This is a genomic window from Streptomyces sp. NPDC046870 (assembly GCF_040704595.1).
Classification (GTDB): domain Bacteria; phylum Actinomycetota; class Actinomycetes; order Streptomycetales; family Streptomycetaceae; genus Streptomyces; species Streptomyces argyrophylli.
In genome coordinates this window covers 328,241-351,545 of record NZ_JBEYXM010000006.1, presented here as the reverse complement: position 1 = coordinate 351,545, position 23,305 = coordinate 328,241, and the positions used below count along the sequence as shown (strand labels likewise).

22 protein-coding genes are annotated in these 23,305 nt (G+C 71.7%); 2 read left to right on the top strand and 20 right to left on the bottom strand.

Annotated features, from left to right (window positions below; all coding sequences use genetic code 11):
* Complete coding sequence (locus AB0946_RS17075) at positions 1-978, bottom strand: aspartate carbamoyltransferase catalytic subunit (RefSeq protein WP_366761379.1); 978 nt, start codon at positions 976-978, stop codon at positions 1-3.
* Between the two features lie 91 nt (positions 979-1,069).
* The gene (pyrR, locus tag AB0946_RS17070; protein ID WP_366761378.1) at positions 1,070-1,651 is read right to left on the bottom strand and encodes a bifunctional pyr operon transcriptional regulator/uracil phosphoribosyltransferase PyrR; all 582 of its coding nucleotides are present in this window, start codon (positions 1,649-1,651) and stop codon (positions 1,070-1,072) included.
* A 263-nt stretch (positions 1,652-1,914) separates the two neighbouring features.
* Between pyrR and bldD the strand changes: the two genes are divergently transcribed.
* On the top strand, positions 1,915-2,418 hold the full coding sequence (gene bldD, locus AB0946_RS17065) for a transcriptional regulator BldD (protein WP_020938842.1): 504 nt from the start codon (positions 1,915-1,917) through the stop codon (positions 2,416-2,418).
* A gap of 153 nt (positions 2,419-2,571) precedes the next feature.
* Here the strand turns inward: bldD and nusB are convergent, their stop codons facing one another.
* The 13 genes from nusB to AB0946_RS17000 all read right to left on the bottom strand — a co-directional run bounded on the left by nusB (position 2,572) and on the right by AB0946_RS17000 (position 15,607).
* Positions 2,572-3,006 (bottom strand): transcription antitermination factor NusB, encoded by a 435-nt coding sequence (gene nusB, locus AB0946_RS17060; RefSeq protein ID WP_366761377.1) that lies wholly within the window; start codon positions 3,004-3,006, stop codon positions 2,572-2,574.
* A gap of 2 nt (positions 3,007-3,008) precedes the next feature.
* Complete coding sequence (efp, locus tag AB0946_RS17055) at positions 3,009-3,575, bottom strand: elongation factor P (RefSeq protein ID WP_014671526.1); 567 nt, start codon at positions 3,573-3,575, stop codon at positions 3,009-3,011.
* 49 nt (positions 3,576-3,624) lie between these two features.
* Positions 3,625-4,731 carry an aminopeptidase P family protein gene (locus AB0946_RS17050; RefSeq protein WP_366761376.1) on the bottom strand — a complete coding sequence of 369 codons (1,107 nt, stop codon included), beginning with the start codon at positions 4,729-4,731 and terminating at the stop codon, positions 3,625-3,627.
* Between the two features lie 113 nt (positions 4,732-4,844).
* Entirely contained in the window at positions 4,845-5,747 is a 903-nt protein-coding gene (locus tag AB0946_RS17045; protein ID WP_366761375.1) for a Pro-rich N-terminal domain-containing protein, read from the bottom strand.
* Between the two features lie 165 nt (positions 5,748-5,912).
* Positions 5,913-7,004, bottom strand: a complete 1,092-nt coding sequence (gene aroB / locus AB0946_RS17040; protein WP_366761374.1) for a 3-dehydroquinate synthase — start codon at positions 7,002-7,004, stop codon at positions 5,913-5,915.
* Positions 7,001-7,483 carry a shikimate kinase gene (locus tag AB0946_RS17035; protein WP_171160150.1) on the bottom strand — a complete coding sequence of 161 codons (483 nt, stop codon included), beginning with the start codon at positions 7,481-7,483 and terminating at the stop codon, positions 7,001-7,003. Before AB0946_RS17035 ends, aroB begins: the two co-directional genes overlap by 4 nt.
* A 32-nt stretch (positions 7,484-7,515) precedes the next feature.
* On the bottom strand, positions 7,516-8,700 hold the full coding sequence (aroC, locus tag AB0946_RS17030; RefSeq protein ID WP_366761373.1) for a chorismate synthase: 1,185 nt from the start codon (positions 8,698-8,700) through the stop codon (positions 7,516-7,518).
* A gap of 163 nt (positions 8,701-8,863) precedes the next feature.
* Positions 8,864-9,703: a shikimate dehydrogenase gene (locus AB0946_RS17025; protein ID WP_366761372.1), complete on the bottom strand. Its 840-nt coding sequence runs from the start codon at positions 9,701-9,703 to the stop codon at positions 8,864-8,866.
* A 151-nt stretch (positions 9,704-9,854) separates the two neighbouring features.
* Complete coding sequence (gene mltG, locus AB0946_RS17020; protein WP_366761371.1) at positions 9,855-11,540, bottom strand: endolytic transglycosylase MltG; 1,686 nt, start codon at positions 11,538-11,540, stop codon at positions 9,855-9,857.
* A 123-nt stretch (positions 11,541-11,663) separates the two neighbouring features.
* Entirely contained in the window at positions 11,664-12,128 is a 465-nt protein-coding gene (ruvX, locus tag AB0946_RS17015) for a Holliday junction resolvase RuvX (RefSeq protein WP_366761370.1), read from the bottom strand.
* A 14-nt stretch (positions 12,129-12,142) separates the two neighbouring features.
* Positions 12,143-14,815 carry an alanine--tRNA ligase gene (alaS, locus tag AB0946_RS17010; RefSeq protein ID WP_366761369.1) on the bottom strand — a complete coding sequence of 891 codons (2,673 nt, stop codon included), beginning with the start codon at positions 14,813-14,815 and terminating at the stop codon, positions 12,143-12,145.
* Positions 14,815-15,162 (bottom strand): hypothetical protein, encoded by a 348-nt coding sequence (locus AB0946_RS17005; protein ID WP_366761368.1) that lies wholly within the window; start codon positions 15,160-15,162, stop codon positions 14,815-14,817. The genes alaS and AB0946_RS17005 overlap by 1 nt, the downstream gene beginning before the upstream one ends.
* Before the next feature lie 16 nt (positions 15,163-15,178).
* Entirely contained in the window at positions 15,179-15,607 is a 429-nt protein-coding gene (locus tag AB0946_RS17000; RefSeq protein WP_014671537.1) for a DUF948 domain-containing protein, read from the bottom strand.
* 162 nt (positions 15,608-15,769) lie between these two features.
* Here AB0946_RS17000 and AB0946_RS16995 point away from each other — a divergent pair, with 162 nt between their 5' ends.
* Positions 15,770-17,941, top strand: a complete 2,172-nt coding sequence (locus tag AB0946_RS16995) for a regulator (protein WP_366761367.1) — start codon at positions 15,770-15,772, stop codon at positions 17,939-17,941.
* Positions 17,942-17,963: 22 nt separating this feature from the next.
* Here AB0946_RS16995 and rpsD read toward each other — a convergent pair whose 3' ends face one another.
* The 5 genes from rpsD to AB0946_RS16970 all read right to left on the bottom strand — a co-directional run bounded on the left by rpsD (position 17,964) and on the right by AB0946_RS16970 (position 23,138).
* Positions 17,964-18,578 (bottom strand): 30S ribosomal protein S4, encoded by a 615-nt coding sequence (gene rpsD, locus AB0946_RS16990; protein WP_132853601.1) that lies wholly within the window; start codon positions 18,576-18,578, stop codon positions 17,964-17,966.
* 305 nt (positions 18,579-18,883) lie between these two features.
* The gene (locus tag AB0946_RS16985; protein WP_366761366.1) at positions 18,884-20,239 is read right to left on the bottom strand and encodes a replication-associated recombination protein A; all 1,356 of its coding nucleotides are present in this window, start codon (positions 20,237-20,239) and stop codon (positions 18,884-18,886) included.
* A 43-nt stretch (positions 20,240-20,282) separates the two neighbouring features.
* Entirely contained in the window at positions 20,283-20,939 is a 657-nt protein-coding gene (locus AB0946_RS16980; RefSeq protein ID WP_366761365.1) for a vitamin K epoxide reductase family protein, read from the bottom strand.
* Between the two features lie 215 nt (positions 20,940-21,154).
* A complete protein-coding gene (hisS, locus tag AB0946_RS16975; protein ID WP_366761364.1) occupies positions 21,155-22,417 on the bottom strand; it encodes a histidine--tRNA ligase in 1,263 nt (420 codons plus the stop codon).
* A 13-nt stretch (positions 22,418-22,430) separates the two neighbouring features.
* Positions 22,431-23,138: an MBL fold metallo-hydrolase gene (locus AB0946_RS16970; RefSeq protein WP_366761363.1), complete on the bottom strand. Its 708-nt coding sequence runs from the start codon at positions 23,136-23,138 to the stop codon at positions 22,431-22,433.
* Positions 23,139-23,305 lie beyond the last annotated feature (167 nt).

The window sequence follows — 23,305 nt, the reverse complement described above, 5'->3', positions numbered from 1 at the left end:
TTACTTCTCCTCGGTACGGGAGTGGGTGACGGCAGGCTCGTTCCCGCCGAGCAGCAGGTACAGGACGGCCATCCGGATGGAGACGCCGTTGGCGACCTGCTCGACGGCGGTGCAGCGGTCGGAGTCGGCGACCTCGGCGGTGATCTCCATGCCGCGCACCATCGGGCCGGGGTGCATGACGATGGCGTGCTCGGGCAGCCGGGCCATGCGGTCGCCGTCGAGGCCGTAGCGCCGCGAGTACTCGCGCTCGGTCGGGAAGAAGGCGGCGTTCATGCGCTCGCGCTGGACGCGGAGCATCATCACGGCGTCGGACTTGGGCAGCGTGCTGTCGAGGTCGTAGGAGACCGCGCACGGCCAGGAGTCCACGCCGACCGGCACCAGGGTGGGCGGGGCGACCAGGGTGACCTCGGCGCCGAGGGTGTGCAGCAGGTCGACGTTGGAGCGGGCGACCCGGCTGTGCAGGACGTCTCCGACGACGGTGATCCGCTTGCCGGACAGGTCCTGGCCGAGCCCGGCGTCGCGGCCGATCAGCCGGCGGCGCATGGTGAAGGCGTCCAGCAGGGCCTGGGTGGGGTGCTGGTGGGTGCCGTCGCCGGCGTTGATGACGGCCGCGTCGATCCAGCCGGAGTTGGCCAGGCGGTACGGGGCGCCGGACGCGCCGTGCCGGATGACCACGGCGTCGACGCCCATGGCCTCCAGGGTCTGCGCGGTGTCCTTCAGGGACTCGCCCTTGGACACCGAGGACCCCTTGGCGGTGAAGTTGATGACGTCCGCGGACAGGCGCTTCTCGGCGGCCTCGAAGGAGATGCGCGTGCGCGTGGAGTCCTCGAAGAAGAGGTTGACGATCGTCCGGCCGCGCAGGGTCGGCAGCTTCTTGATCGGCCGGTCCGCCACCCGGGCCATCTCCTCGGCGGTGTCGAGGATCAGGACGGCGTCGTCGCGGGTGAGGTCGGCGGCCGAGATGAGATGACGCTGCATCTGTCAGGCTCCGTAGGGCAGTTCATTCGGGAGATTTCGGGCAGGCGGGCGCGTGTTCACGGCATGCCGCGGCAGCCGTGCGCCTGACTTGCTACTGAGCGGCCGGCTTCGCACCGAGCAGCACGGTGTCGCGACCGTCCTCCTCGGCGAGCTGGACCTTGACCGTCTCCCGCAGCGACGTGGGGAGGTTCTTGCCGACGTAGTCGGCGCGGATGGGCAGTTCACGGTGGCCGCGGTCGACCAGGACCGCGAGCTGCACCGCGCGCGGGCGCCCGATGTCGTTCAGGGCGTCGAGGGCGGCGCGGATGGTGCGCCCGGAGAAGAGCACGTCGTCGACGAGGACGACCAGCCGGCCGTCGATGCCGTCGCCCGGGATCTCGGTGCGGGCCAGCGCGCGCGGCGGGTGCATGCGCAGGTCGTCGCGGTACATGGTGATGTCGAGCGAACCGACCGGGACCGCGCGGTCGGTGATCTGCTCCAGCTTGGCGGCGAGTCGCTGGGCGAGGAAGACGCCCCGGGTCGGAATGCCGAGGAGCACCACGTCGTCGGCGCCCTTGGCGCGCTCGACGATCTCGTGGGCGATACGGGTGAGTACCCGTGCGATGTCGGGGCCCTCGAGAACGGGCCGGGCATCGGACGCCTGCTCGGGCGCGGGCGTGGCGTGCTTGTCCATACGAAACGGACCTCCTTCTCCGCCTCACGGGACGGACCTTAAAGGACGTCGGAATTGCGCCATCCACCGTAGCAGGTCACCTGACCGGCCCCGACCGCCCCCCTGTCACCCGCTTGGCCCAGTCGGCCGTCACTACCACGGAAGAGTCGGTGTGGACCATTCGGCTTGACGCATCAGAGTCACGCTGCGTAACCTCACAGTGAGTTACCAGCCGCGCGGCGGGAAAGCAGCCGGCCGCGTCGACACAGTGTCCGGGGAGCTATATGTCCAGCGAATACGCCAAACAGCTCGGGGCCAAGCTCCGGGCCATCCGCACCCAGCAGGGCCTTTCCCTCCACGGTGTCGAGGAGAAGTCCCAGGGTCGCTGGAAGGCCGTGGTGGTCGGTTCCTACGAGCGCGGCGACCGTGCCGTGACCGTGCAGCGCCTGGCCGAGCTGGCCGATTTCTATGGCGTCCCGGTGCAGGAGCTCCTGCCGGGCACCACGCCGGGCGGCGCCGCCGAGCCGCCGCCGAAGCTGGTCCTGGACCTGGAGCGGCTGGCCACCGTGCCGGCCGAGAAGGCGGGCCCCCTGCAGCGCTACGCGGCGACGATCCAGTCCCAGCGCGGCGACTACAACGGCAAGGTGCTCTCCATCCGCCAGGACGACCTGCGCACACTCGCCGTCATCTACGACCAGTCCCCCTCGGTCCTCACCGAGCAGCTGATCAGCTGGGGCGTCCTGGACGCGGACGCGCGCCGCGCGGTGGCGACGCACGAAGACGCGTAACCGCCCTCTCCCGCCTCAGCAGAAACGTGCCGCCGGGGTGGCCGGAACTCCACGGTTCCGGCCACCCCGGCGGCGTTTCGGCGCCGGTGCGTCGAACGCCGGAGGGCCCGCGGCACAGTGTGCCGCGGGCCCTCCGGCGTTCGCTGTCGGGCGTTACGCCTCGTCCCGGCGCAGGGACGGCTTGAGTTCCTTCAAGCGGCCCAGCAGGCCGTTGACGAACGACGGCGACTCGTCGGTCGAGAACTCCTTCGCCAGCTGCACCATCTCGTCCAGGACGACGGCGTCCGGGGTCTCGTCGACCCAGATCAGCTCGTACGCGCCCAGCCGCAGGATGTTGCGGTCCACGACCGGCATCCGGTCGAGCGTCCAGCCCACCGCGTACTGGGCGATCAGCTCGTCGATCCGCTTCGCGTGCTGCGCGTAGCCCTCGACCAGCTGCATCGTGTACTCGCTGACCGGGGGCTGCCGGGTGTCGGACCGGGAGAGCCGGATCCAGTCCGCGAGGACGGTCAGGACGTCGGCGCCGCGCTGGTCGCCCTCGAAGAGGATCTGGAAGGCACGCTTGCGGGCCGTGTTGCGGGCAGCCACGGTTAGCTGTTCACCCGGCCGAGGTAGTCGCTGGTGCGGGTGTCGACCTTGATCTTCTCACCGGTGGTGATGAAGAGCGGGACCTGGATCTGGTGACCGGTCTCCAGGGTGGCGGGCTTGGTGCCACCGGTGGAGCGGTCGCCCTGGACGCCCGGCTCGGTCTCGGCGATGGTCAGCTCCACGGCGGCGGGCAGCTCGACGAAGAGGACCTCGCCCTCGTGCTGCGCGACGGTGGCGGTGAAGCCCTCGACCAGGAAGTTCGCGGCGTCGCCGACGGCCTTCCGGTCGATGTGCAGCTGGTCGTAGGTCTCCATGTCCATGAAGACGAAGTACTCGCCGTCCATGTACGAGAACTGCATGTCGCGCTTGTCGACAGTGGCCGTCTCGACCTTGACGCCGGCGTTGAAGGTCTTGTCGACGACCTTGCCGGAGAGCACGTTCTTGAGCTTGGTGCGCACGAAGGCCGGGCCCTTGCCGGGCTTGACGTGCTGGAACTCGACGACGGACCAGAGCTGGCCGCCTTCGAGCTTGAGCACCATGCCGTTCTTGAGGTCGTTCGTGGAAGCCACGGTTGCGGAATCTCCTGGACTGACGTACGACCCCGGCGCACGCACCTGCCTAGAGGGCGAGCAGCTCCTTGGTCGTGATGGTGAGTAGCTCGGGTCCGCCGTCCGCCTCGGGGCGCACGACGAGCGTGTCATCGATCCGGACACCGCCCCGGCCCGGGAGGTGGACCCCCGGTTCGACGGTGACCGGCACGCAAGCGTCCAGTTTACCCATGGCCGCGGGCGCCAACTGCGGGTCCTCGTCGATTTCGAGTCCGACACCGTGTCCGGTCAGCGGTGGGAGGGCCTCCGCATACCCCGCGGAGTCCAGCACCTGGCGTGCGGCGCGGTCCACGTCACGGTAGGCGGCGCCGGGTGCCAGGAACTCGCGTCCGGCCCGCTGGGCGGCGAATACCAGGTCGTACAGCTCGATCTGCCAGTCGGCGGGTGAGGTGCCGATGACGAAGGTGCGGCCGATCTCGCAGCGGTAGCCGCGGTAGGTGGCGCCGAGGCAGACGGAGAGGAAGTCGCCCTCCTCCACCCGCCGGTCGGTGGGTCGGTGGCCCCGGCGCCCGGCGTGCGGTCCGGTCGCCACGGAGGTGGGGAAGGCCGGGCCGTCGGCGCCGTGGTCGACCAGGCGACGCTCCAGCTCCAGCGCGAGGTGCCGTTCGGTGCGGCCGACCAGGATGGACTCCAGCAGCTCACCGAGGGCCTGGTCGGCGATCTCGGCGCCGATCCGCAGACAGGAGATCTCCTCCTCGTCCTTGACGACCCTGAGCTGCTCCACGGCGCCGCCGAGGTCGACGAGGCGGAGCCCCGGCGCGACGGAGGCGATGGCCCGGTGCCGGGTGACGGTGAGGTGGTGCTCCTCGACCGCAAGGGAGTCGGCGCCCTGCTCGGCGACGAAGCCGGCCGCGGTGACGGCGGCGTCGCCGTCGGGTGCCGGGAGGACGGTCAGGCGCAGGTTCTCGTCCGGCTGGCCTTCGTGGGGGCGGTCGCCGGGCGGGCCGGCGCACACCAGGACGTCCTCGCCCGCGCCGATGAGCAGCACGGCGCCCCGCGGGGCCGCGGCGGCGAGGTAGCGGACATTGGCCGGGCGGGTGACGAGCGCTGCCGCGGTGCCGGCCGCGTTGACGTGTTCCCTCAGCCGGGATCGGCGGTTCGCGTACACCTCTGACATGAGATGAGCGTAGGAGGTTTGTCCGGATTATGCCGATCGGCGAGGGCCGAGTGGGGTCGCGGAGCAGGTGGGGCGGGGTGCGGTGGTGTGCCGCAGACGCCCCCTCACCAGCCTCACCAGCTGGGCGGGCTCGCAATCGCCCTGGTCAGGACCTCGTCCAGCACGCGGGCCGTGCCCGGGACGTCCAGCTGGGAGTTGTCGATGATCGGCAGGCCGGAGCCGTACCAGCCCGCCATGCGGCCGTGGATGCGGGCCACCTCCTCGTCGGTCAGGCGGCGGTTGCCGGTGCGCTCGGCGTTGCGCTCCAGAACGACGTCGAGCCCCGGAAGCAGGACCACCGGCAGCAGACCGGGACCCACGTGCCGCTTCCACCCACCGAGGCCGACGACCGGGCGGTCCGGGAAGACGGCGTCGTCCAGGATGCAGGAGATGCCGTTGGCCAGGAAGTTGCGCGCGGCGAAGCCGCAGGTGCGACGGGCCAGGCGGTACTGGGCCTCCGAGTGGTCGTTCCAGCCGGCCTGCGGGTCGGCGAAGCCGGAGCGCACCCATTCGCGGACGTCGTCCAGGCTGATGTGGGCCGTGGGGACCCGGCGGTGGTCCGCCCAGTACTTGGCGACGCTGGTCTTGCCCGCGCCGGCCGGGCCGATGAGGAGGACGGCGAGGGTGGTCGCCGTGGGGTCCGGTGCCGTGGCCGCGGCGGGCGGGGCCGCGGGGGCGCCGACCGGGCCGCCGGGTGGCAGCGGGACGTGTCCCGTGCTGTCGGGGGTCTGCGGGCCGGCGGTGTGCCGCGGGGGCGGGGGCGGCGGCACCTGGCCGGAGGGGACCGGCGGCTGCTGCGGGGCCGGCGGGACCGGTCCGGCCGGAGCCGGGAAGCCCGGCGGAGGGGGAACGGGGGCGGACCCCTGGGCGGCCCCCGGGTGCGGACCCGGGTGGTGTGCGGCCGGCGCCCAGCCGGCGTGCGGGCCCTGCCCCGGCTGGTGGGGCGGCGGCAGCGGAGACCCCACTGCGTGCTGCATCCGTTGCCACTCCGTCTCGTACACACAACTGACGCTGGCAGCAGGGGCGTGCCCCCGCTCGCTACCGAACGGTACCGTCCCCGGCCGTCGTTTGGTGAAACGGCCGGGGACGGTCCGAAGTGCCCGGCGGACGCAGGAAGTCGGACGCGGCGAGCGGTGCGGGGCCTACTGGCCGACTTCGCCGTAGGCGGCGAGGAGGACGGCCGGGTCCGGGCCTTCGAGGACGGTCGGCCTGGCCAGGCCGTCCAGGACGATGAAGCGCAGCAGATCGCCGCGGGACTTCTTGTCGACCTTCATCGCCTCCAGCAGCTTGGGCCACTGGTCGTAGCGGTAGTGCAGCGGCAGACCGACCGATTCGAGGACACTGCGGTGGCGGTCGGCCGTCGCGTCGTCCAAGCGGCCCGCCAGGCGGCCCAGTTCGGCGGCGAAGTGCATGCCGACCGCGACCGCGGCCCCGTGCCGCCACTTGTACCGCTCGTTCTTCTCGATGGCGTGGCCGAGCGTGTGACCGTAGTTGAGGATCTCCCGCCGGCCCGATTCCTTCAGGTCCGAGGAGACGACGTCGGCCTTCACCCGGATCGACCGCTCGATCAGCTCGGACGTGTGCGGGCCCGCCGGGGTGCGGGCGGCCTGCGGGTCGGCCTCGATCAGGTCCAGGATCACCGGGTCGGCGATGAAACCCGCCTTGATGATCTCGGCCAGTCCGGAGACGTAGTCGTGCACCGGCAGGGAGTCCAGCGCGGCCAGGTCGCACAGCACACCGGCCGGCGGATGGAAGGCGCCGACCAGGTTCTTGCCCTCGGCGGTGTTGATGCCGGTCTTGCCGCCGACCGCCGCGTCGACCATGGCCAGCACGGTCGTGGGGACGGCGACCCAGCGCACCCCGCGCAGCCAGGTCGCGGCGACGAACCCGGCCAGGTCGGTGGTGGCGCCGCCGCCGACACCGACGACGACGTCGGTGCGGGTGAAGCCGCACTGGCCCAGCGCCTTCCAGCAGTAGGCGGCGACCTCGGCGGTCTTGGCCTCCTCCGCGTTGGGCACCTGGATCGCCACGGCCTCGTAGCCCTGGCCGGCCAGGTCGGCGCGCAGCGCCTCCCCGGTCTCCGCCAGCGCCTCCGGGTGGATCACGGCGACCCGCTTGGCCTGTGCCCCGATCAGCCCGGGCAGCTCGCCCAGGAGCTGCCGGCCCACCAGCACCTCGTAGGGATCGGTGCCCGCGGTGCCCGCGACCTGGATCCGGGTGACTGCCTCGCTCATACCTGCTTCAACTCCAGTGCGTCCAGCGCCGCCTGCGCGACCTCTTCCGGAGTGCGGCCGTCCGTCGCGACGACGGCGGTGGCGACCTCCTCGTACAGGTGCCGGCGCGCCTCCATCAACTCCCGCCACTGCTTGCGCGGGTTGACCGCGAGCAGCGGGCGGGCCACGTTCAGACCGGTGCGCTTGACGGCCTCCTCGACCTCCATCGAGAGGTACAGCACCCGCTGCCCGGCCAGCAGCGCGCGCGTGTCCGCGTCCAGGACCGCTCCGCCGCCCAGCGCGACGACACCCCGGTGCTCGGCGAGCGCGGCCCGCACGGCGGCCTTCTCCAGGGCGCGGAAGGCGGCCTCGCCCTCGTCCACGAAGATCTCGGCGATGGTGCGGCCCCCGGCCGCCACGATGTCCTCGTCGGTGTCCCGGTAGCCGACGCCGAGGCGCTCGGCGAGCAGCCGGCCGACGGTGGACTTGCCCACGCCCATCGGCCCGACCAGGACGACCGCCGGCGCGCCGCTCACCGGATCGCCAGGTTGTCGAGGTACGACCGGACGTTGCGGCGGGTCTCCGGGACGGAGTCACCGCCGAACTTCTCGGCGACCGCGTCCGCGAGGACGAGCGCCACCATGGCCTCGGCGACGATGCCGGCCGCCGGGACGGCGGAGACGTCGGAGCGCTGGTGGTGGGCCTGGGCGGGCTCGCCGGTGGTGACGTCCACCGTCCTGAGGGCGCGCGGCACGGTGGCGATCGGCTTCATCGCCGCGCGCACCCGCAGCAGCTCACCCGTGCTGAGGCCGCCCTCGGTGCCGCCGGAGCGGCCGGAGACGCGCCGGATGCCCTCCGGCGTGCCCACGATCTCGTCGTGGGCCTGGGAGCCGGGCACGCGGGCCAGCTCGAAGCCGTCGCCGATCTCGACGCCCTTGATCGCCTGGATGCCCATGAGCGCGCCGGCGAGGCGGGCGTCCAGCTTGCGGTCCCAGTGCACGTGCGAGCCGAGGCCGACCGGGACGCCGTAGGCCAGCACCTCGACCACGCCGCCCAGGGTGTCGCCGTCCTTGTGGGCCTGGTCGATCTCGGCGACCATCGCCTTGGAGGTGTCCGCGTCGAGGCAGCGCACCGGGTCGGCGTCGAGCTTGTCGACGTCGGCCGGGGTGGGGTAGACGCCCCGCGGGGCCTTGACGGAGCAGAGCTCGACGACGTGGGAGACGATCTCGATGCCGGCCGTCTCCTTCAGGTACGACCGGGCGACCGCGCCCAGCGCCACCCGGGCCGCCGTCTCGCGGGCCGAGGCGCGCTCCAGGATCGGGCGGGCCTCGTCGAAGCCGTACTTCTGCATGCCCGCCAGGTCGGCGTGGCCGGGGCGGGGGCGGGTCAGCGGCGCGTTGCGGGCCAGGCCCGCCAGCACCTCGGGGTCGACCGGGTCGGCCGCCATGACCTGCTCCCACTTCGGCCACTCGGTGTTGCCCACCATGATCGCCACCGGGGAGCCCAGGGTCAGCCCGTGCCGGACCCCGCCGAGGAACGTGACCTCGTCGCGTTCGAACTTCATCCGCGCACCGCGGCCATAGCCGAGCCGTCGCCGCGCCAGGTGGTCCGCCACCATCTCCGTGGTGATCGGCACGCCGGCGGGAAGACCCTCCAGCGTCGCGACAAGTGCGGGACCGTGGGACTCCCCCGCGGTCAGCCAACGCAGCCTGCTCAACGGTGCTCCTCAGTGCTCGCGCCCGGTACTGCCCGCCGTACACGCGTCCTCGTGCACGGCGACGGCGCCGCCGGGTGCGCGACCCCGGTACGCCACCTCCGATCCTCCCACGTCCCGGGGCGCGGACCGGCCGCCGGTCCAGCAGGCGGACGGGTGCGGGGCGTCAGCGGGCCGCGAGCGCCTGCTCGCCGGCGTGCCGCATGGCCGCCAGGGGGCCGGGGGTGTGCCCGGTCATCTGCTCGAACTGGAGCACGGCCTGGTGGACCAGCAGGTCGAGGCCGCTGACCACGGCACCGCCGAACATGGACCAGCGGGCCGCGAGCTCGGTGGGCCAGGGGTCGTAGAGCACGTCGAAGAGGGTGGCGGGGCGTTCGGGTACGGCGGCGGCGAGGGCGTCGGTCGTGCCGGCGGGTGTGGTGGCGATGACCAGCTCGGCGCGCAGGGCCTCGGCGGCGTCGGCCCAGTCCGCCGTGCGGACCTCCACTTCCAGCCGCTCTCCCCACTGCCGCATCTCGGCGGCGCGGGCCTCGCTGCGGACGTAGGCGACGACCTCGCCGGTGCAGATCCGGGCCAGCGCGGCGAGCGCGGAGGAGGCGGTGGCACCGGCGCCGAGGACGGCGGCGGAGTCGACCTGTTCGATGCCGTGCTCGCGCAGGGCGGCCACCATGCCCGGGATGTCGGTGTTGTCGCCGAGCCGGCGGCCGTCCTCGGTGAGGACGAGCGTGTTGACCGCGTCGACGGAGGCGGCGGTTTCGCTGATCTCGTCCACGAGCGGGATGACCGCCCGCTTCAGCGGCATCGTCAGCGACAGCCCCGCCCACTCCGGGCCGAGCCCGTCCAGGAAGCCGGGCAGGGCGGCCTCGTCGACGTCGAAGCGCTCGTACGACCAGCCGGTGAGCCCGGCCGCCTCGTACGCGGCCCGGTGCAGCACCGGGGAGAGCGAATGGGCGATCGGCGAACCGAGCACGGCGGCACGGCGGCCACCGACTACCCCTGACGCCATGGGCACCTGTCCTCGAGCCTCGATCCGGTGGACGCTCCGGGCAGCCGGCCGCCGTCGCCCGCCGACCCGTCCACCGAAGCCCCGCGCCGATCCTACCGTCCTCGCGTGCCCGGTCCGGGCGACGGTCCGCCGGTGCCCGTCGCGCCCGCCGTCAGTTCTTGTTCCTCGCCTCGTTCCACTGGTTGACCAGCTCCTCGTGTTCCGCGAGCGTCTTCGTGAACTTGCTGGTCTTGCCGTCCATGGAGATGAAGTAGTACCAGCCGTCGTGGGTCGGGTTGAGCGAGCCCTTGAGCGCTTCCTCGCCGGGGTTGTCGATGGGGCCCGGCGGCAGTCCCTTGGCGAAGTAGGTGTTGTAGGGGCTGTTGTACCTGCGCAGCTCGGCGACGCTCAGGTCGATCTTGCTCTGGTTCTTCACGTAGTTGTACGTGGAGTCGAACTCCAGCCGCCCGTACGTCTGCGGGTTGTCCAGCTTGAGGCGGTTGTAGACGACCTCCGCCATCTTGCGGAAGTCGTCGTGGCTCGTGCCCTCGGCCTGCACCAGGCTCGCGACGGTGAGCACCTGCCAGGGGCTGTCCAGGCCGAGCACCTCGGCCTTCTTCTCCAGGCCCAGCTTCCGGTACTCGGCGGACGCCTGGGCGACCATCTTCCTGAGGACGGCCTCCGGCTTCTGCCCCTTGGCGACCGCGTAGCTGGACGGGTAGAGGAACCCTTCCAGCGGGTCCTTGAGATTCGGGTGGTCCGTCGCCCAGGCCGGCAGCCCGAGGTGCTTGTACTCCTTCTTCGCGACGCGCGCCGTGGTGCCCGACGACACACCGAGGCGCTTGTCGATCAGGGCGTACACCGCCGTGTTGCGAAGACCCTCGGCGATGATCAGGTTGCTGCGGCTCTTCGGGCTCAGCATCAGTTCCACCGCACTCGCGGCGGACATCTCCTTCTGGAGGGTGTACACACCGTCCTGGAGGGACTTGCCGTCAGGGTTGGCCTGCAGCGCGGAGACGAACGCGGCCGCGCTCTCGACGACGCCGGCCTCCTTCAGCTTCTGGCCGATCTCCCAGCCCCCCGCGCCCTTGGGGATCTCGACCGTGACCTGCTCCCCGTTACCGTCACCCGCGTAGTCCGGAGCCGTGCCGAAACGATTTTGGTAGAACTTGTAGCCGAAGTACCCGACGCCGCCGAGGCCGCCGCCGAACACCAGGACGACCACCATGCAGGCGCAGCCGGTGCGCCGCTTCCTGCTCTTGACGGGCTTCTTGCCGCGCCGCTCACGCCGGCTCTGGAGCTCGTGCTCCTCCTCGCCGTCCTCGTCGCCGCCTCCCGCGAAGAAGGCGGGCTCCTCCTCGCCCGCCGCCTCCGGCCCGGGCTCCGGCCGGGACTCGGGCTGCCGGCGGCCGGGCGGCTCCGGCGGCGGGTAGGCGTCCTCGGTGGGGTAGAAGTCGGGCTGCTCCGCGCCGTAGGCCACGGGCTGCTGGCCGTACGGGTCGCCGGGGTCGGCGGCGTAGGGCACGTGGCCGTGGGTGCCGGTCGCGTCCCAGCCGCCCTGGTGGAACTGCTGCTGGGTCTGGTGGGCGAAGCGCTGGTCGTACCCGGTGCCCGGTCCGTCGTGGTACTGGTGCTGCCGATCGCCGTACCCGGGCTGGTGCTCCTGGGTCCAGGTGCCGTGCTGCTGCTGTTCCTGGCTCCACTCGCCCTGCTGCGGCGCCTGCGGATGGTGCTGCGGCTGGCCGCCGTAGGGAGACCGCGGGCCCGCCTGGGCCTGCCGTCCCCATCCGCCGTCCCCGTACAACGGGTCCTCCGGATGCCACGGTTCGGAGCCTTGGCCCCGGCCATACTCAGTCATCGATCCCCTAGAGCCGCGAGGCCGACGGTCACGCGGCCCGGGGGGCCGGCTTCCGCTCCGCCTCTTGCTGTGCCCCGGCTGTTCGAACACCGGCGCATCGCGCGGAACGTTACCGTATCGCGATCAGATGACCACTTCGACGCCTTCGCCGGGTGGTTCACCTGACACCCGTTCGGATTCCAGGGCCTGCTGCAAAATGATGACGGCGGCGGCCTGGTCGATGACCGCGCGGCCCTTCTTCGACTTCACGCCCGAGGCGCGCAGCCCCTGACTGGCCGTCACCGTCGTCATCCGCTCGTCCACCAGCCGCACCGGCACCGGCTTGATGCCGCCGGCCAGTTCCCGGGCGAAGGCGCGGACCTTGACCGCGGCCGGGCCCTCGCCCCCCTTGAGGGAGCGAGGGAGGCCGACGACGACCTCGATCGGTTCGTACTCCTCCACCAGCTGACGCAGCCGGCGGTGGGCGGCGGGGACGTCCCGGCCCGGGACGGTCTCCACCGGGGTGGCGAGGATCCCGTCGGGGTCGCACGAGGCGACCCCGATCCGGGCGTCCCCGACGTCGATCGCGAGCCGACGTCCTCTGCGCATGTTCCGGCCGCTTCCTACTTGGCGGTCTCGGCGACCAGGCGCTCGACCGCGTCGACGGCCTCGCCGACGGCGGCCGGGTTCTGGCCGCCGCCCTGGGCGACGTCCGGCTTGCCGCCACCGCCGCCGCCGAGCGTCTTGGCGGCCGTACGGACCAGGTCACCGGCCTTGAGGCCGCGCTCGCGGGCGGCCTCGTTGGTGGCGATGACCGTGAGCGGCTTGCCGTTGTTGACCGTGAACAGGGCCACGACGGCGGCCCGGCCGCCCTGGATGCGGCCGCGTACGTCCAGGACCAGCTTGCGCAGGTCGTCCGGGGTGGTGCCGTCCGGGACCCGGCCGGTGACCAGGGCCACGCCCCGCACGTCCTTGGCGGACTCGGCGAGGCCGGCGGCGGCCTGGAGCACCTTCTCGGCGCGGAACTTCTCGATCTCCTTCTCGGCGTCCTTCAGCTTGCCGAGCATGGCGGAGACCTTCTCCGGCAGCTCCTCCGGGCGGCCCTTGAGCAGCTCGGTCAGCTGGTGGACGACCGTGTGCTCGCGGGCGAGGAAGTTGTAGGCGTCGACGCCCACCAGGGCCTCGATACGGCGCACACCGGAGCCGATGGAGGACTCGCCGAGGAGCTTGACCAGGCCCAGCTGGGCGGTGTTGTGCACGTGCGTGCCGCCGCACAGCTCCTTGGAGAAGTCGCCGATGGTCACGACCCGGACCCGCTCGCCGTACTTCTCGCCGAACTCGGCGATGGCGCCCTGCTTCTTGGCCTCGTCGATGCCCATGATGTCGGCGCGCACGTCGAGGTCGCGGGCGAGCACCTCGTTGATCTTCTGCTCGACGTCGGTCATCACGGCCGTCGGCACCGCGGACGGGGAGCCGAAGTCGAAGCGGAAGCGGCCGGGCTGGTTCTCGGAACCGGCCTGGGCGGCCGTCGGACCGAGGGCGTCGCGCAGGGCCTGGTGGGTGAGGTGGGTGGCCGAGTGGGCGCGGGCGATGGCCGTACGGCGGCGGGCGTCGATGGCGGCGTGGGCCTTGGCGCCGACGGTCACCTCGCCGACCTGGACGACGCCCTTGTGGACGTACACGCCCGGGACCGGCTTCTGGCAGTCGCGGACCTCGATGACGGCACCGGAGTCGACCTTGATCCGGCCGGTGTCGCCGATCTGGCCGCCGCCCTCGGCGTAGAAGGGGGTGCGGTCCAGGACGACCTCGACCTCGTCGCCCTCGGTGGCGGCCGGCGAGGAGACCCCGTTGACCAGGATGCCGACGATCGTGGACTCGCCCTCGGTGTCGGTGTAGCCGATGAAGTCGGTCTCGCCGGCGGCGTCGGCGATCTCGCGGTAGGCACCGAGGTCGGCGTGGCCGGTCTTCTTGGCCTGGGCGTCGGCCTTGGCGCGCTCCCGCTGCTCCTTCATCAGGCGGCGGAAGCCCTCCTCGTCCACGGAGAGGCCCTGTTCGGCGGCCATCTCCAGGGTGAGGTCGATCGGGAAGCCCCAGGTGTCGTGGAGCAGGAAGGCCTTGTCGCCGGGCAGGACGCCGGAACCGGCGGCCTTGGTCTCGGTGACGGCGGTGTCGAGGATGTTGGTGCCGGCCTTCAGCGTCTTGAGGAAGGCGTTCTCCTCGGCGACGGCGACCTTCTCGATGCGCTCGCGGTCGGTGACCAGCTCGGGGTACTGCTGGCCCATCATCCGGATCACGATGTCGATCAGGTCCTTGACGACCGGTCCGGTGGCGCCCAGCAGGCGCATGTTGCGGATGGCGCGGCGCATGATGCGGCGCAGCACGTAGCCGCGGCCCTCGTTGCCGGGGGTGACGCCGTCACCGATGAGCATGGTGGCGGTGCGCATGTGGTCGGTGACCACGCGCAGGGAGACGTCCGAGGCGTGCGAGTCGCCGTAGTGGACGCCGGTCAGCTCGGTGGCGCGCTTGATCACGGCCATGGAGGTGTCGATCTCGTACATGTTCTGCACGCCCTGCAGAATCATGGCGAGCCGCTCCAGGCCGAGACCCGTGTCGATGTTCTTGCTCGGCAGGTCCCCGAGGATCTCGAAGTTGTCCTTGCCGGTGCCCTCGCCGCGCTCGTACTGCATGAAGACGAGGTTCCAGATCTCCACGTACCGCTCGTCGTTGACGGCGGGGCCGCCCTCGACGCCGAACTCGGGGCCGCGGTCGTAGTTGATCTCGGAGCAGGGGCCGCAGGGACCGGGGACGCCCATGGACCAGAAGTTGTCCTTCATGCCCAGGCGCTGGATGCGCTCCTTGGGCACGCCGACGACCTCGTGCCAGATCTGCTCGGCCTCGTCGTCGTCCTGGTAGACGGTGATCCACAGGCGCTCGGGGTCGAGGCCGTAACCGCCCTTGTCCTGGGGGCTGGTGAGCAGCTCCCAGGCGAGCTTGATGGCGCCTTCCTTGAAGTAGTCGCCGAAGGAGAAGTTGCCGCACATCTGGAAGAACGTGCCGTGGCGCGTGGTCTTGCCGACCTCTTCGATGTCGGGCGTGCGCACGCACTTCTGCACGCTGGTGGCGCGCGGGAACGGCGGCTTGACCTCACCCAGGAAGTAGGGCTTGAAGGGCACCATGCCGGCGGGGACGAGGAGCAGAGTCGGGTCGTCCGCGATGAGCGACGCCGAAGGGACGACGGTGTGCCCGCGCTCCTCGAAGAAGCTCAGCCAGCGGCGGCGAATCTCGGCCGACTCCATCAGTGGTCCTCATTCCGGTTGTACGAGTACGTCGTGTTCTCGATGTACTGCGGGTTGCTGCGGTTGTTCTCGATGGCGGCGTACCGCCGGGGCGCCGTGAGTCCGGGGCTCTCCTGGATGCCGAGCGCCTCCTCCAGCTCGGCCTCCCGCTGGGCCATGTTGTCGCGGACGTCGAGCGCGAAGCCGACCGCGCGGTCCTTCAGCCGCTGACCGGTCTCCAGGGCCTTGTTCGCCGCGGTGGCGGCCAGGCTCTCCGGGGTCAGCTGCCTGAGCTTGCGGTTGACCTTGGTGGTGGCCCACACACCGGCGGCGACACCCGTGCTGAACCAGAACGTACGGCGGAACATCGCTCGGTCTCAGTCCTTACTTCCGCTTGCGTCGTGCGGCAGGGACCGTCCGGCCCACGATCACGGTACGCCGGGGCGACTTCCCCGGCACGTCCTCCTCCTTGCGGCCGCCGAGCGCCCGGCGGACGCCGTAGCCGAAGGCCGCGACCTTCACCAGCGGGCCGCCGAAGGTGGAGGCCACGGTGGTGGACAGCGCGGAGGCGTTCGACGTCACCTCCTGCACGTCGGAGGCGATCGCGTCGACCCGGTCGATCTGCGTCTGCGCGGAGCGCACCGCCTGGGAGGCGTCGGCGAGCAGCGGGACCGCCTGATCGGTCACGTCCGCCACGAGCTTGGTCGTCGCCTTGAGCGTCTGGGCCAGCCTCGCCAGTGCGACCGCGAGGAAGGAGACCAGGATCGCCCAGAAGACGGCCACCAGGATCCCGGCCACCTCACCACCGGACACTGTGCGCACCCGCTCCCTGAACCGTGCCTGAACATCGAAGAAGTCGTTCCCCGAGCCTATCGCGCCGGGGCGGAGGCTCCGTACCGGATTACCGGGAGCAGCGGGCGGAGTTGCGGGAAGCGATTGTACGCGGTGAACACGGTTCAGTACGCTCCGTGTCCCATGCGAGATCCTCACAGCCCCGGCTCCTGGGCGGACGGCGATCCGCCCCTCGAACTCACCGCTTTCGTCGGGCGCTCGGCCGAGGCGGCCGAGCTGACGGCGGCGCTCGGTCAGGCACGGCTGGTGACCGTGACCGGGGTGGGCGGGGTCGGCAAGTCCCGGCTGGCCGCGCGGGTGGCGGCGCGCTGGGCGTCCACCGGCCGGGCGGGCGCCCCGGTCCTGGGGCGGGTGGAGCTGGCGGCGGTGCGGGATCCGCAGTTCGTGGAGTACGCGGCCGTGGAGGCGCTGGGGCTGACCGACCACACGACGCGTCTGCCCCGGGAGACGCTGCTGGAGCATCTGGCCGGGCGGCGGGCGCTGTTGGTGCTGGACGGCTTCGAGCACCTGGTGGCCGCCTGTGCCGAGCTGACGGCGGAGCTGCTGCGCAGGCTCCCGGAGCTGAGGGTGCTGGCCGTCGGCCGGCGTCCGCTGGGTCTCGCGGGCGAGCGGCTGTTCCCGGTGGCGCCGCTCGGCGAGGACGAGGCGGTGGAGCTGTTCACGGACCGGGCACGGGCGCAGGGCGTGCCGGTGGCCGACGGCGCCGAGGTACGGGAGCTGTGCCGGCGGCTGGAGGGCATCCCGCTGGCGCTGGAGCTGGCGGCCGGGCGGCTGCGGGCGCTGTCCCCCGCGCAGTTGCTGCGGCGCCTGGACGACCGGTTCCGGCTGCTGACCGGTGGGGGCCGGGACGTCCTGCCCCGGCACCAGACGCTGCGCACGGCGATCGGCTGGAGCCACGAGCTGTGCTCGCCGGCCGAACGGCTGCTGTGGGCACGGCTGTCGGTGTTCGCGCACTCCTTCGACCTGGAGGCGGCCGAGTACGTGTGCAGCGGGGACGGGCTGGCCGCCGAGGACGTGCTGGACGTGCTGTCGGAGCTGCTCGTCCAGTCGGTGGTCTGCCGCGAGGAGACCCCGGCGGGCCCGCGCTACCGGATGCTGGACACCGTCCGGGCCTACGGCGCCGAGTGGCTGGAGGCGACCGGGGACGCGGGCCGGCTGCGCAGACGGCACCGCGACTGGTACCTGGGCCTCGCCACCATGTGCGAGCTGGACTGGTTCTCGCCCCGGCAGCGCGAGGTGGCCGCGCGGGTCGAGGCCGAGCTGCCGAATCTGCGGACCGCGCTGGAGTGCTGCCTGACCGAGCCGGAGGAGGCGCACCTCGGCCAGCATCTGGCGGGCTCGCTGTGGTTCTGCTGGGTGGGGTGCGGCCGGCTCGCGGAGGGGCGGCGGTGGCTGGAGCGCGGCCTGGAGCTGGACTCGGGGTACGAGCGGTCCCGGCTGAAGGCGCTGTGGGTGCTCGGCTACGTGGCGATCCTCCAGGGCGACGCCGTACCGGCGCTGCGGGCCCTGCGGATGTGCCGGGAGCAGGCGGAGCGGTCCGCCGATCCGACGGCGGTGGCCTACGCCGAGCACCGCACCGGCTGCCTGGCCCTGGTCACGGACGACATGGCCGGCGCGGAGACGCTGCTGCGGTCGGCGCTGGAGCGCTACCAGGAGATCGGCGAGCTGAACAGCAACGTCCTGATGGGCCAGGTGGAGCTGGCGATGGCGCGGGCGTTCCAGGGGGATCTGCCGGACGCGGTGCGGCTGTGCGAGGACGTGCGCCGGGTGTGCGAGGACCACGGGGAGCGGTGGGCGCGGTCGTACGCGCTGTACGTGCTGGCGTACGCGGCCTGGCAGGGCGGTGACACCGCCCGCGCGCGGGAGCTGCTGGCGGACTGCCTGGACAACGCCCACGGCTTCCACGATCTGCTGGGCACGGTGCTGTCGATCGAGCTGCTGGCCCTGGTGACGGTGACGCAGGGCGACCCGGTGGAGGCGGCGGTGCTCCAGGGCGCCGCCGGACGGATGTGGCCCTCGGTCGGGCTGCCGCTGTTCGGCTCGGCCTACTACAACGCCCCGCACGAGCAGTGCGAGACGGCGGCCCGGGAGGCGCTGGGCGACGAGCGGTACGAGGAGTGGGTGCGCCGGGGGGCGCGGCTGGACCGGGAGACCGCGGTCGCCCGGGCGCTACGGAAGGACGGAAGGCCGCTGCCGGCGCTGCCCGCGCCCCGGGGTCCCGTCCCGCGCACCCGCCCCGGACAGCGCGAACCCGCCGCCTCGCCCACCCGGAAGGGCGGGGAGACGGCGGGCTGAGGACGTACGCCGTGACGGAGGGTCAGCGGGCGTAGTACTCGACGACGAGCTGCTCGTCGCAGATGACCGGAACTTCCTTGCGGTTCGGCTCGCGGTCCAGGCGGAACGCCAGGGCCCTGAGGTTCACCTGCAGGTAGCGCGGGGTCTCGCCGTCGGGGGCGAAGCCACCCTCACGGGCGATCTGGAACAGCGTCTTGTCCTTGGAGCGGTCGCGGACCTGCACGACGTCGTCCGGACGGACGCGGAAGGACGGCTTGTCGACCTTCTGGCCGTTGACCTGGATGTGGCCGTGCACGACCATCTGGCGGGCCTGGTAGATCGTGCGGGCGATGCCCGAACGCAGGACCAGCGCGTCGAGGCGGCGCTCCAGCTCCACGATCAGGGCCTCGCCGGTCTTGCCCTGGACCTTGGACGCACGCTCGTAGGCGCGGACCAGCTGGCGCTCGGAGATGTCGTACTGAGCGCGCAGGCGCTGCTTCTCCAGCAGACGGACCTTGTAGTCCGAGTTCTGCTTGCGGCCGCGGCCGTGCTCACCCGGCGGGTAGGGGCGGGCCTCGAAGTACTTGACGGCCTTCGGGGTCAGCGCGATGCCGAGGGCACGCGACTTCTTGACCTTGGGGCGGGACTGGTTCGCCACTGTCTTTCGTCTCTTTCGTAGTGTTCGGCTCGTCAGTGTTCAGGGAGGTCGCATCCGCAGCCGGGAAAACCCACCGGGTCCGCAGGGGACCTGACGGGCAGCCGCTTCCCTGGTCTGGGCACATACGTGCAGCACGCGAGTGGCCCACCGACCGCTCCCGGAGCTCCGGGTGGTGGTGGGCTGCCCGCGACACCGTTCGACGGTGCGCGACGCTCCTGGAGCCGGTCCGCGAGGGACCGTGCTCCGACTGGCTGTCCCGCTCTGACAGCACGGGACTCAGCACTTCGGGGCAGTCTACAGGGTGCTCAGGACCGCTTGCGACCGAGGCGCTTGCGGGTCCACTCCACGGCGTCCGCGTACCTGGCCTCGGCGCCGTGCCGGCCCGGCGTGTAGTACTCGCGGTCCTTCAGGGCGTCCGGGGCGTACTGCTGTTCGGCGATGCCCTCCGGCAGGTCGTGCGGGTACACGTATCCCTGGGCGTGGCCGAGCTTGGCCGCGCCCTTGTAGTGCCCGTCGCGCAGGTGCGGCGGCACCGGTCCTGCCAGGCCCTTGCGCACGTCCTCCAGGGCGGCGCCGATCGCGGTGGTCGCGGCGTTGGACTTGGGGGCGAGGGCCAGGGCGATCGTGGCGTGGCTGAGGGTGAGCGCGGCCTCCGGGAAACCGATCATGGCGACGGCCTGGGCGGCGGCCACGGCGATGGGCAGCGCGTTCGGGTCGGCGAGGCCGATGTCCTCACTGGCGGAGATCATCAGGCGGCGGGCGATGAACCGGGGGTCCTCGCCGGCCTCGATCATGCGGGCCAGGTAGTGCAGGGCCGCGTCGACGTCGGAGCCGCGGATGGACTTGATGAGGGCGCTGGCGACGTCGTAGTGCTGGTCGCCGTCGCGGTCGTACTTCACCGCGGCCCGGTCGACCGTCTGCTCCAGCGTCCGCAGGCTGATCGCGTCCTCACCCTGGTCCAGCGCGGACCCGGCGGCGGCCTCCAGGGCGGTCAGGGCGCGGCGGGCGTCGCCGCCGGCGATGCGGAGCAGGTGCTCCTCGGTGTCCTCGGGGAGGGTGACGGCCTCCTTGAGGCCGCGTTCGTCGCTCAGCGCGCGGCGGAGCAGCGAGCGGATGTCGTCGTCGGTGAGCGGTTCGAGGGTGAGCAGGAGGGAGCGGGAGAGCAGCGGGGAGATCACCGAGAAGTACGGGTTCTCGGTGGTGGCCGCGATCAGGGTCACCCAGCGGTTCTCGACGGCCGGGAGCAGGGAGTCCTGCTGGGCCTTGCTGAAGCGGTGGATCTCGTCCAGGAAGAGGACGGTCTCCTTGCCGAAGGCGCCGGTGGCGCGGCGGGCGCCGTCGATGACCGCGCGGACCTCCTTGACGCCCGCGGTGATCGCGGACAGCTCCACGAACCGCTTGTTCGTCGCCTTGGAGACGACGTAGGCCAGGGTGGTCTTGCCGGTGCCGGGCGGGCCCCACAGGATCACCGAGGACGGGCCGGCCGGGCCGCCGTTGCCCTCGCCGACCAGCCGGCGCAGCGGGGAGCCGGGCCCGAGGAGGTGCTGCTGGCCGACGACCTCGTCGAGGGTGCGCGGGCGCATGCGTACGGCCAGGGGGCTGGCCGCCGGATCCTTCTCCTGGCGTTCTTCTGCTGCTGCGGTGAAGAGGTCGGGTTCCACGCTGAAACCCTAGAACACCGCACTGACAATCCGGCCGGGACCGTCAGCTGGTCCAGAAGTCCCACCAGCGGGTGAGGACCAGCATGCCGATGACGCCGACGTGCACGACCGGCAGCACCCAGGTGAACTCGCCGAAGAAGGACCTCAGCCAGCGCGGGGACGGCAGGAGGCCGTTGCGGACGTTGAACGAGGTGACGTACCAGAACATGGTGATCGTGGCGACCCAGGCCAGCGAGCACCACAGGCACAGCGCGTTGATCCGGTACAGGGACTGGAACTGCAGCCAGGTGCAGAAGGCCACGCCGAAGAGCGTGCCGAAGTTGAAGGTCAGCCAGTACCAGCGCGGGAACCGGGCGCGGGCCAGCAGGCTCATGCCGACGCAGACGACGATGCCGTAGGCGACCAGGCCGAGCATCGGGTTGGGGAAGCCGAAGGCGGCGGCCTGCTTGCTCTCCATGACGCTGCCGCAGGAGACGACCGGGTTGAGGCTGCACCCGGGGGTGAACGTCTTGCCGGCGACCTTGGCTTCGAGCAGCTTGAACTTGTCGATCGTGATGACCCAGGCGGCCAGCAGTCCGGCCGCGCCGGTGATCACCAGCAGGATGGCGAAGGCGCGGCTGCCGCCCACCGTGCGCGGGGCGTCGGCGGCGCGCTCCGGGCCGGGCTCCGTGGAGACGTCTTTGACTGTCGTCTTGCTCATCACGCCGATTCCGTCACTCGAGACTCGGACCATCTTCGGGCACGGGTCATTGTGCCGCACAGGCCTGTGTGCGCACCGTTCGCTCCGCATAAGGATGTACGTACGACGGGTACCGTCCGCTCGGTTCCGGACAGCGCCGGCCGCCTCGCACCCTCGGTACGACGAAGGCGCCGGACGCCCCTCGGGGAGAGCGTCCGGCGCCCGCGCGCGTGCCGTCAGCCGAGCCGCGACTCCAGCTCGGCCACGATCTCGTTCACGCCGATCGCCGCCTGCTCGCCGGACTCCATGTCCTTGAGCTGGACGACGCCCTCGGCGAGGTCGCGCTCACCGGCGACGACCGCGTAGCGGGCGCCCGACCGGTTGGCGTTCTTCATGGCGCCCTTGAGGCCCTTGCCGCCGTAGGCGAAGTCCGCCGCGATGCCCACCTTGCGCAACTCGGTCACCTTGGCGAACAGCACCCGGCGGGCCTCCTCGCCGAGCGGGACGGCGTAGACGCTGGTCGACGCGGGGATGTCCAGTTCCACGCCCTCGGCCTCCAGCGCGAGGACCGTGCGGTCGACGCCCAGGGCCCAGCCGACGGACGGCAGCGCGGGGCCGCCGATCATCTCGGACAGGCCGTCGTACCGCCCGCCGCCGCCCACCGCGGACTGCGAGCCGAGGCCGTCGTGCACGAACTCGAAGGTGGTGCGGGTGTAGTAGTCCAGGCCGCGCACCAGCTTCGGGTCGTCCTCGAAGGAGACGCCCGCGGCGGTGATCAGTTCACGGACCTCCTCGTGGTACGCCTTGCACGCGTCGCACAGGTAGTCGCGCAGCAGGGGGGCGCCGGTGAGCTGCTTCTGGACCGACTCGCGCTTGTCGTCGAGGACCCGCAGCGGGTTGATGTCGATGCGGCGGCGCGTGTCCTCGTCCAGGTCCAGGCCGCGCAGGAACTCCTGCAGCGCCGTCCGGTAGACCGGGCGGCACTCCTTGTCGCCGAGGCTGTTCAGCAGGATGCGGAAGTTCCTGAGGCCCAGGGAGCGGTACGCCTGGTCGGCCAGGATGATCAGCTCGGCGTCGAGTGCCGGGTCCTCGGCGCCGATCGCCTCCGCGCCCACCTGGGAGAAGTGCCGGTACCGCCCCTTCTGGGGACGCTCGTAGCGGTAGTAGGAACCCGAGTACCAGAGCTTGACCGGGAGGTTGCCCGACTTGTGCAGGTTGGCCTCCAGGGCCGCGCGCAGCACGGACGCCGTGCCCTCGGGACGCAGGGCGAGCCTGTCGCCGCCCTTGGTCTCGAAGGCGTACATCTCCTTGGTCACGATGTCGGTGGACTCGCCGACGCCGCGGGCGAAGAGTTCGACGTTCTCGAAGCCGGGGGTCTCGATGTAGCCGTAGCCGGAGTTGCGCAGCGGAGCGGCGATCGCCTCACGGACCGCGAGGTACTTCGCCGAGTCCGGCGGGATCACGTCGTAGGTGCCCTTGGGGGCCTGGAAGGTGCTCACGGAAGGTCTCTCGTCACATTCCTCGTCGGGGAGCCTCGGCGGCTCCCTGGCCGGCCGCCACCTGCCGCAGGTAGGGGTTGGTGGCGCGCTCCTGGCCGATGGTCGTCTGGGGGCCGTGGCCGGACAGCACCACGGTGGAGTCGTCGAGGGGCAGGCACACACTGGCCAGCGACCGCAACATGTCCTCCATGGATCCGCCCGGCAGGTCGGTGCGTCCGATGGAGCCGGCGAACAGCAGATCCCCGGAGAAGAACACCGACGGGACGTCGGCGGTCTCGGGCATCCGGAAGGTCACCGACCCCTTGGTATGGCCCGGCGCGTGCGCGACGGAGAACTCCAGGCCCGCCAGGTCGAGGGTGGTGCCGTCCGTCAGCTCCTTGACGTCGTCCGGCTCCCCCACGGTCAGCTCGCCCATCAGCGGCATGCCGATGGAGCGGCCGAGCGCCTTCTCGGGGTCGCTCAGCATGTACCGGTCCTGGGGGTGGATCCAGGCCGGGACGTCGTGCGCCCCGCAGACGGGGACGACCGAGGCGACATGGTCGATGTGGCCGTGGGTGAGGACGACGGCGACGGGCTTGAGCCGATGCTTGCGCAGTGCTTCCTCGACGCCGTCGGCGGCCTGGTGGCCGGGGTCGATGATCACGCACTCCTCACCGGCGGCGGGGGCGACGAGATAACAGTTCGTCCCCCAGGCCCCGGCGGGGAACCCGGCAATGAGCACGATCGTCCTTCGTTGTGTCGATTACAGGCGGCTTCCGCTGCGGTCAGAGCCTACCGGCGCTGCCGTTTCCTCAGCGAACCCATATACGGTACGGGGCTACACGCAGCGGTCGGATCACGAGGACGCACGCGTACCGCCCGACACACGACACGCATGAGGAGAGAACC

Excerpts from the sequence above, each read along its gene's own strand:
- AB0946_RS17035 (WP_171160150.1), bottom strand. The coding sequence starts at position 7,483 with ATGGGCGTGGGCAAGTCCACCGTCGGCCGGCTGCTCGCCGAGCGCCTC.
- aroB (WP_366761374.1), bottom strand. The coding sequence starts at position 7,004 with ATGAGCGAGGCAGTCACCCGGATCCAGGTCGCGGGCACCGCGGGCACC.
- AB0946_RS16995 (WP_366761367.1), top strand. The coding sequence starts at position 15,770 with ATGCGAGATCCTCACAGCCCCGGCTCCTGGGCGGACGGCGATCCGCCC.
- AB0946_RS16980 (WP_366761365.1), bottom strand. The coding sequence starts at position 20,939 with ATGAGCAAGACGACAGTCAAAGACGTCTCCACGGAGCCCGGCCCGGAG.
- pyrR (WP_366761378.1), bottom strand. The coding sequence starts at position 1,651 with ATGGACAAGCACGCCACGCCCGCGCCCGAGCAGGCGTCCGATGCCCGG.
- AB0946_RS17075 (WP_366761379.1), bottom strand. The coding sequence starts at position 978 with ATGCAGCGTCATCTCATCTCGGCCGCCGACCTCACCCGCGACGACGCC.
- AB0946_RS17045 (WP_366761375.1), bottom strand. The coding sequence starts at position 5,747 with ATGCAGCACGCAGTGGGGTCTCCGCTGCCGCCGCCCCACCAGCCGGGG.
- AB0946_RS17050 (WP_366761376.1), bottom strand. The coding sequence starts at position 4,731 with ATGTCAGAGGTGTACGCGAACCGCCGATCCCGGCTGAGGGAACACGTC.
- ruvX (WP_366761370.1), bottom strand. The coding sequence starts at position 12,128 with ATGCGCAGAGGACGTCGGCTCGCGATCGACGTCGGGGACGCCCGGATC.
- alaS (WP_366761369.1), bottom strand. The coding sequence starts at position 14,815 with ATGGAGTCGGCCGAGATTCGCCGCCGCTGGCTGAGCTTCTTCGAGGAG.
- bldD (WP_020938842.1), top strand. The coding sequence starts at position 1,915 with ATGTCCAGCGAATACGCCAAACAGCTCGGGGCCAAGCTCCGGGCCATC.
- AB0946_RS17025 (WP_366761372.1), bottom strand. The coding sequence starts at position 9,703 with ATGGCGTCAGGGGTAGTCGGTGGCCGCCGTGCCGCCGTGCTCGGTTCG.
- AB0946_RS17005 (WP_366761368.1), bottom strand. The coding sequence starts at position 15,162 with ATGTTCCGCCGTACGTTCTGGTTCAGCACGGGTGTCGCCGCCGGTGTG.
- mltG (WP_366761371.1), bottom strand. The coding sequence starts at position 11,540 with ATGACTGAGTATGGCCGGGGCCAAGGCTCCGAACCGTGGCATCCGGAG.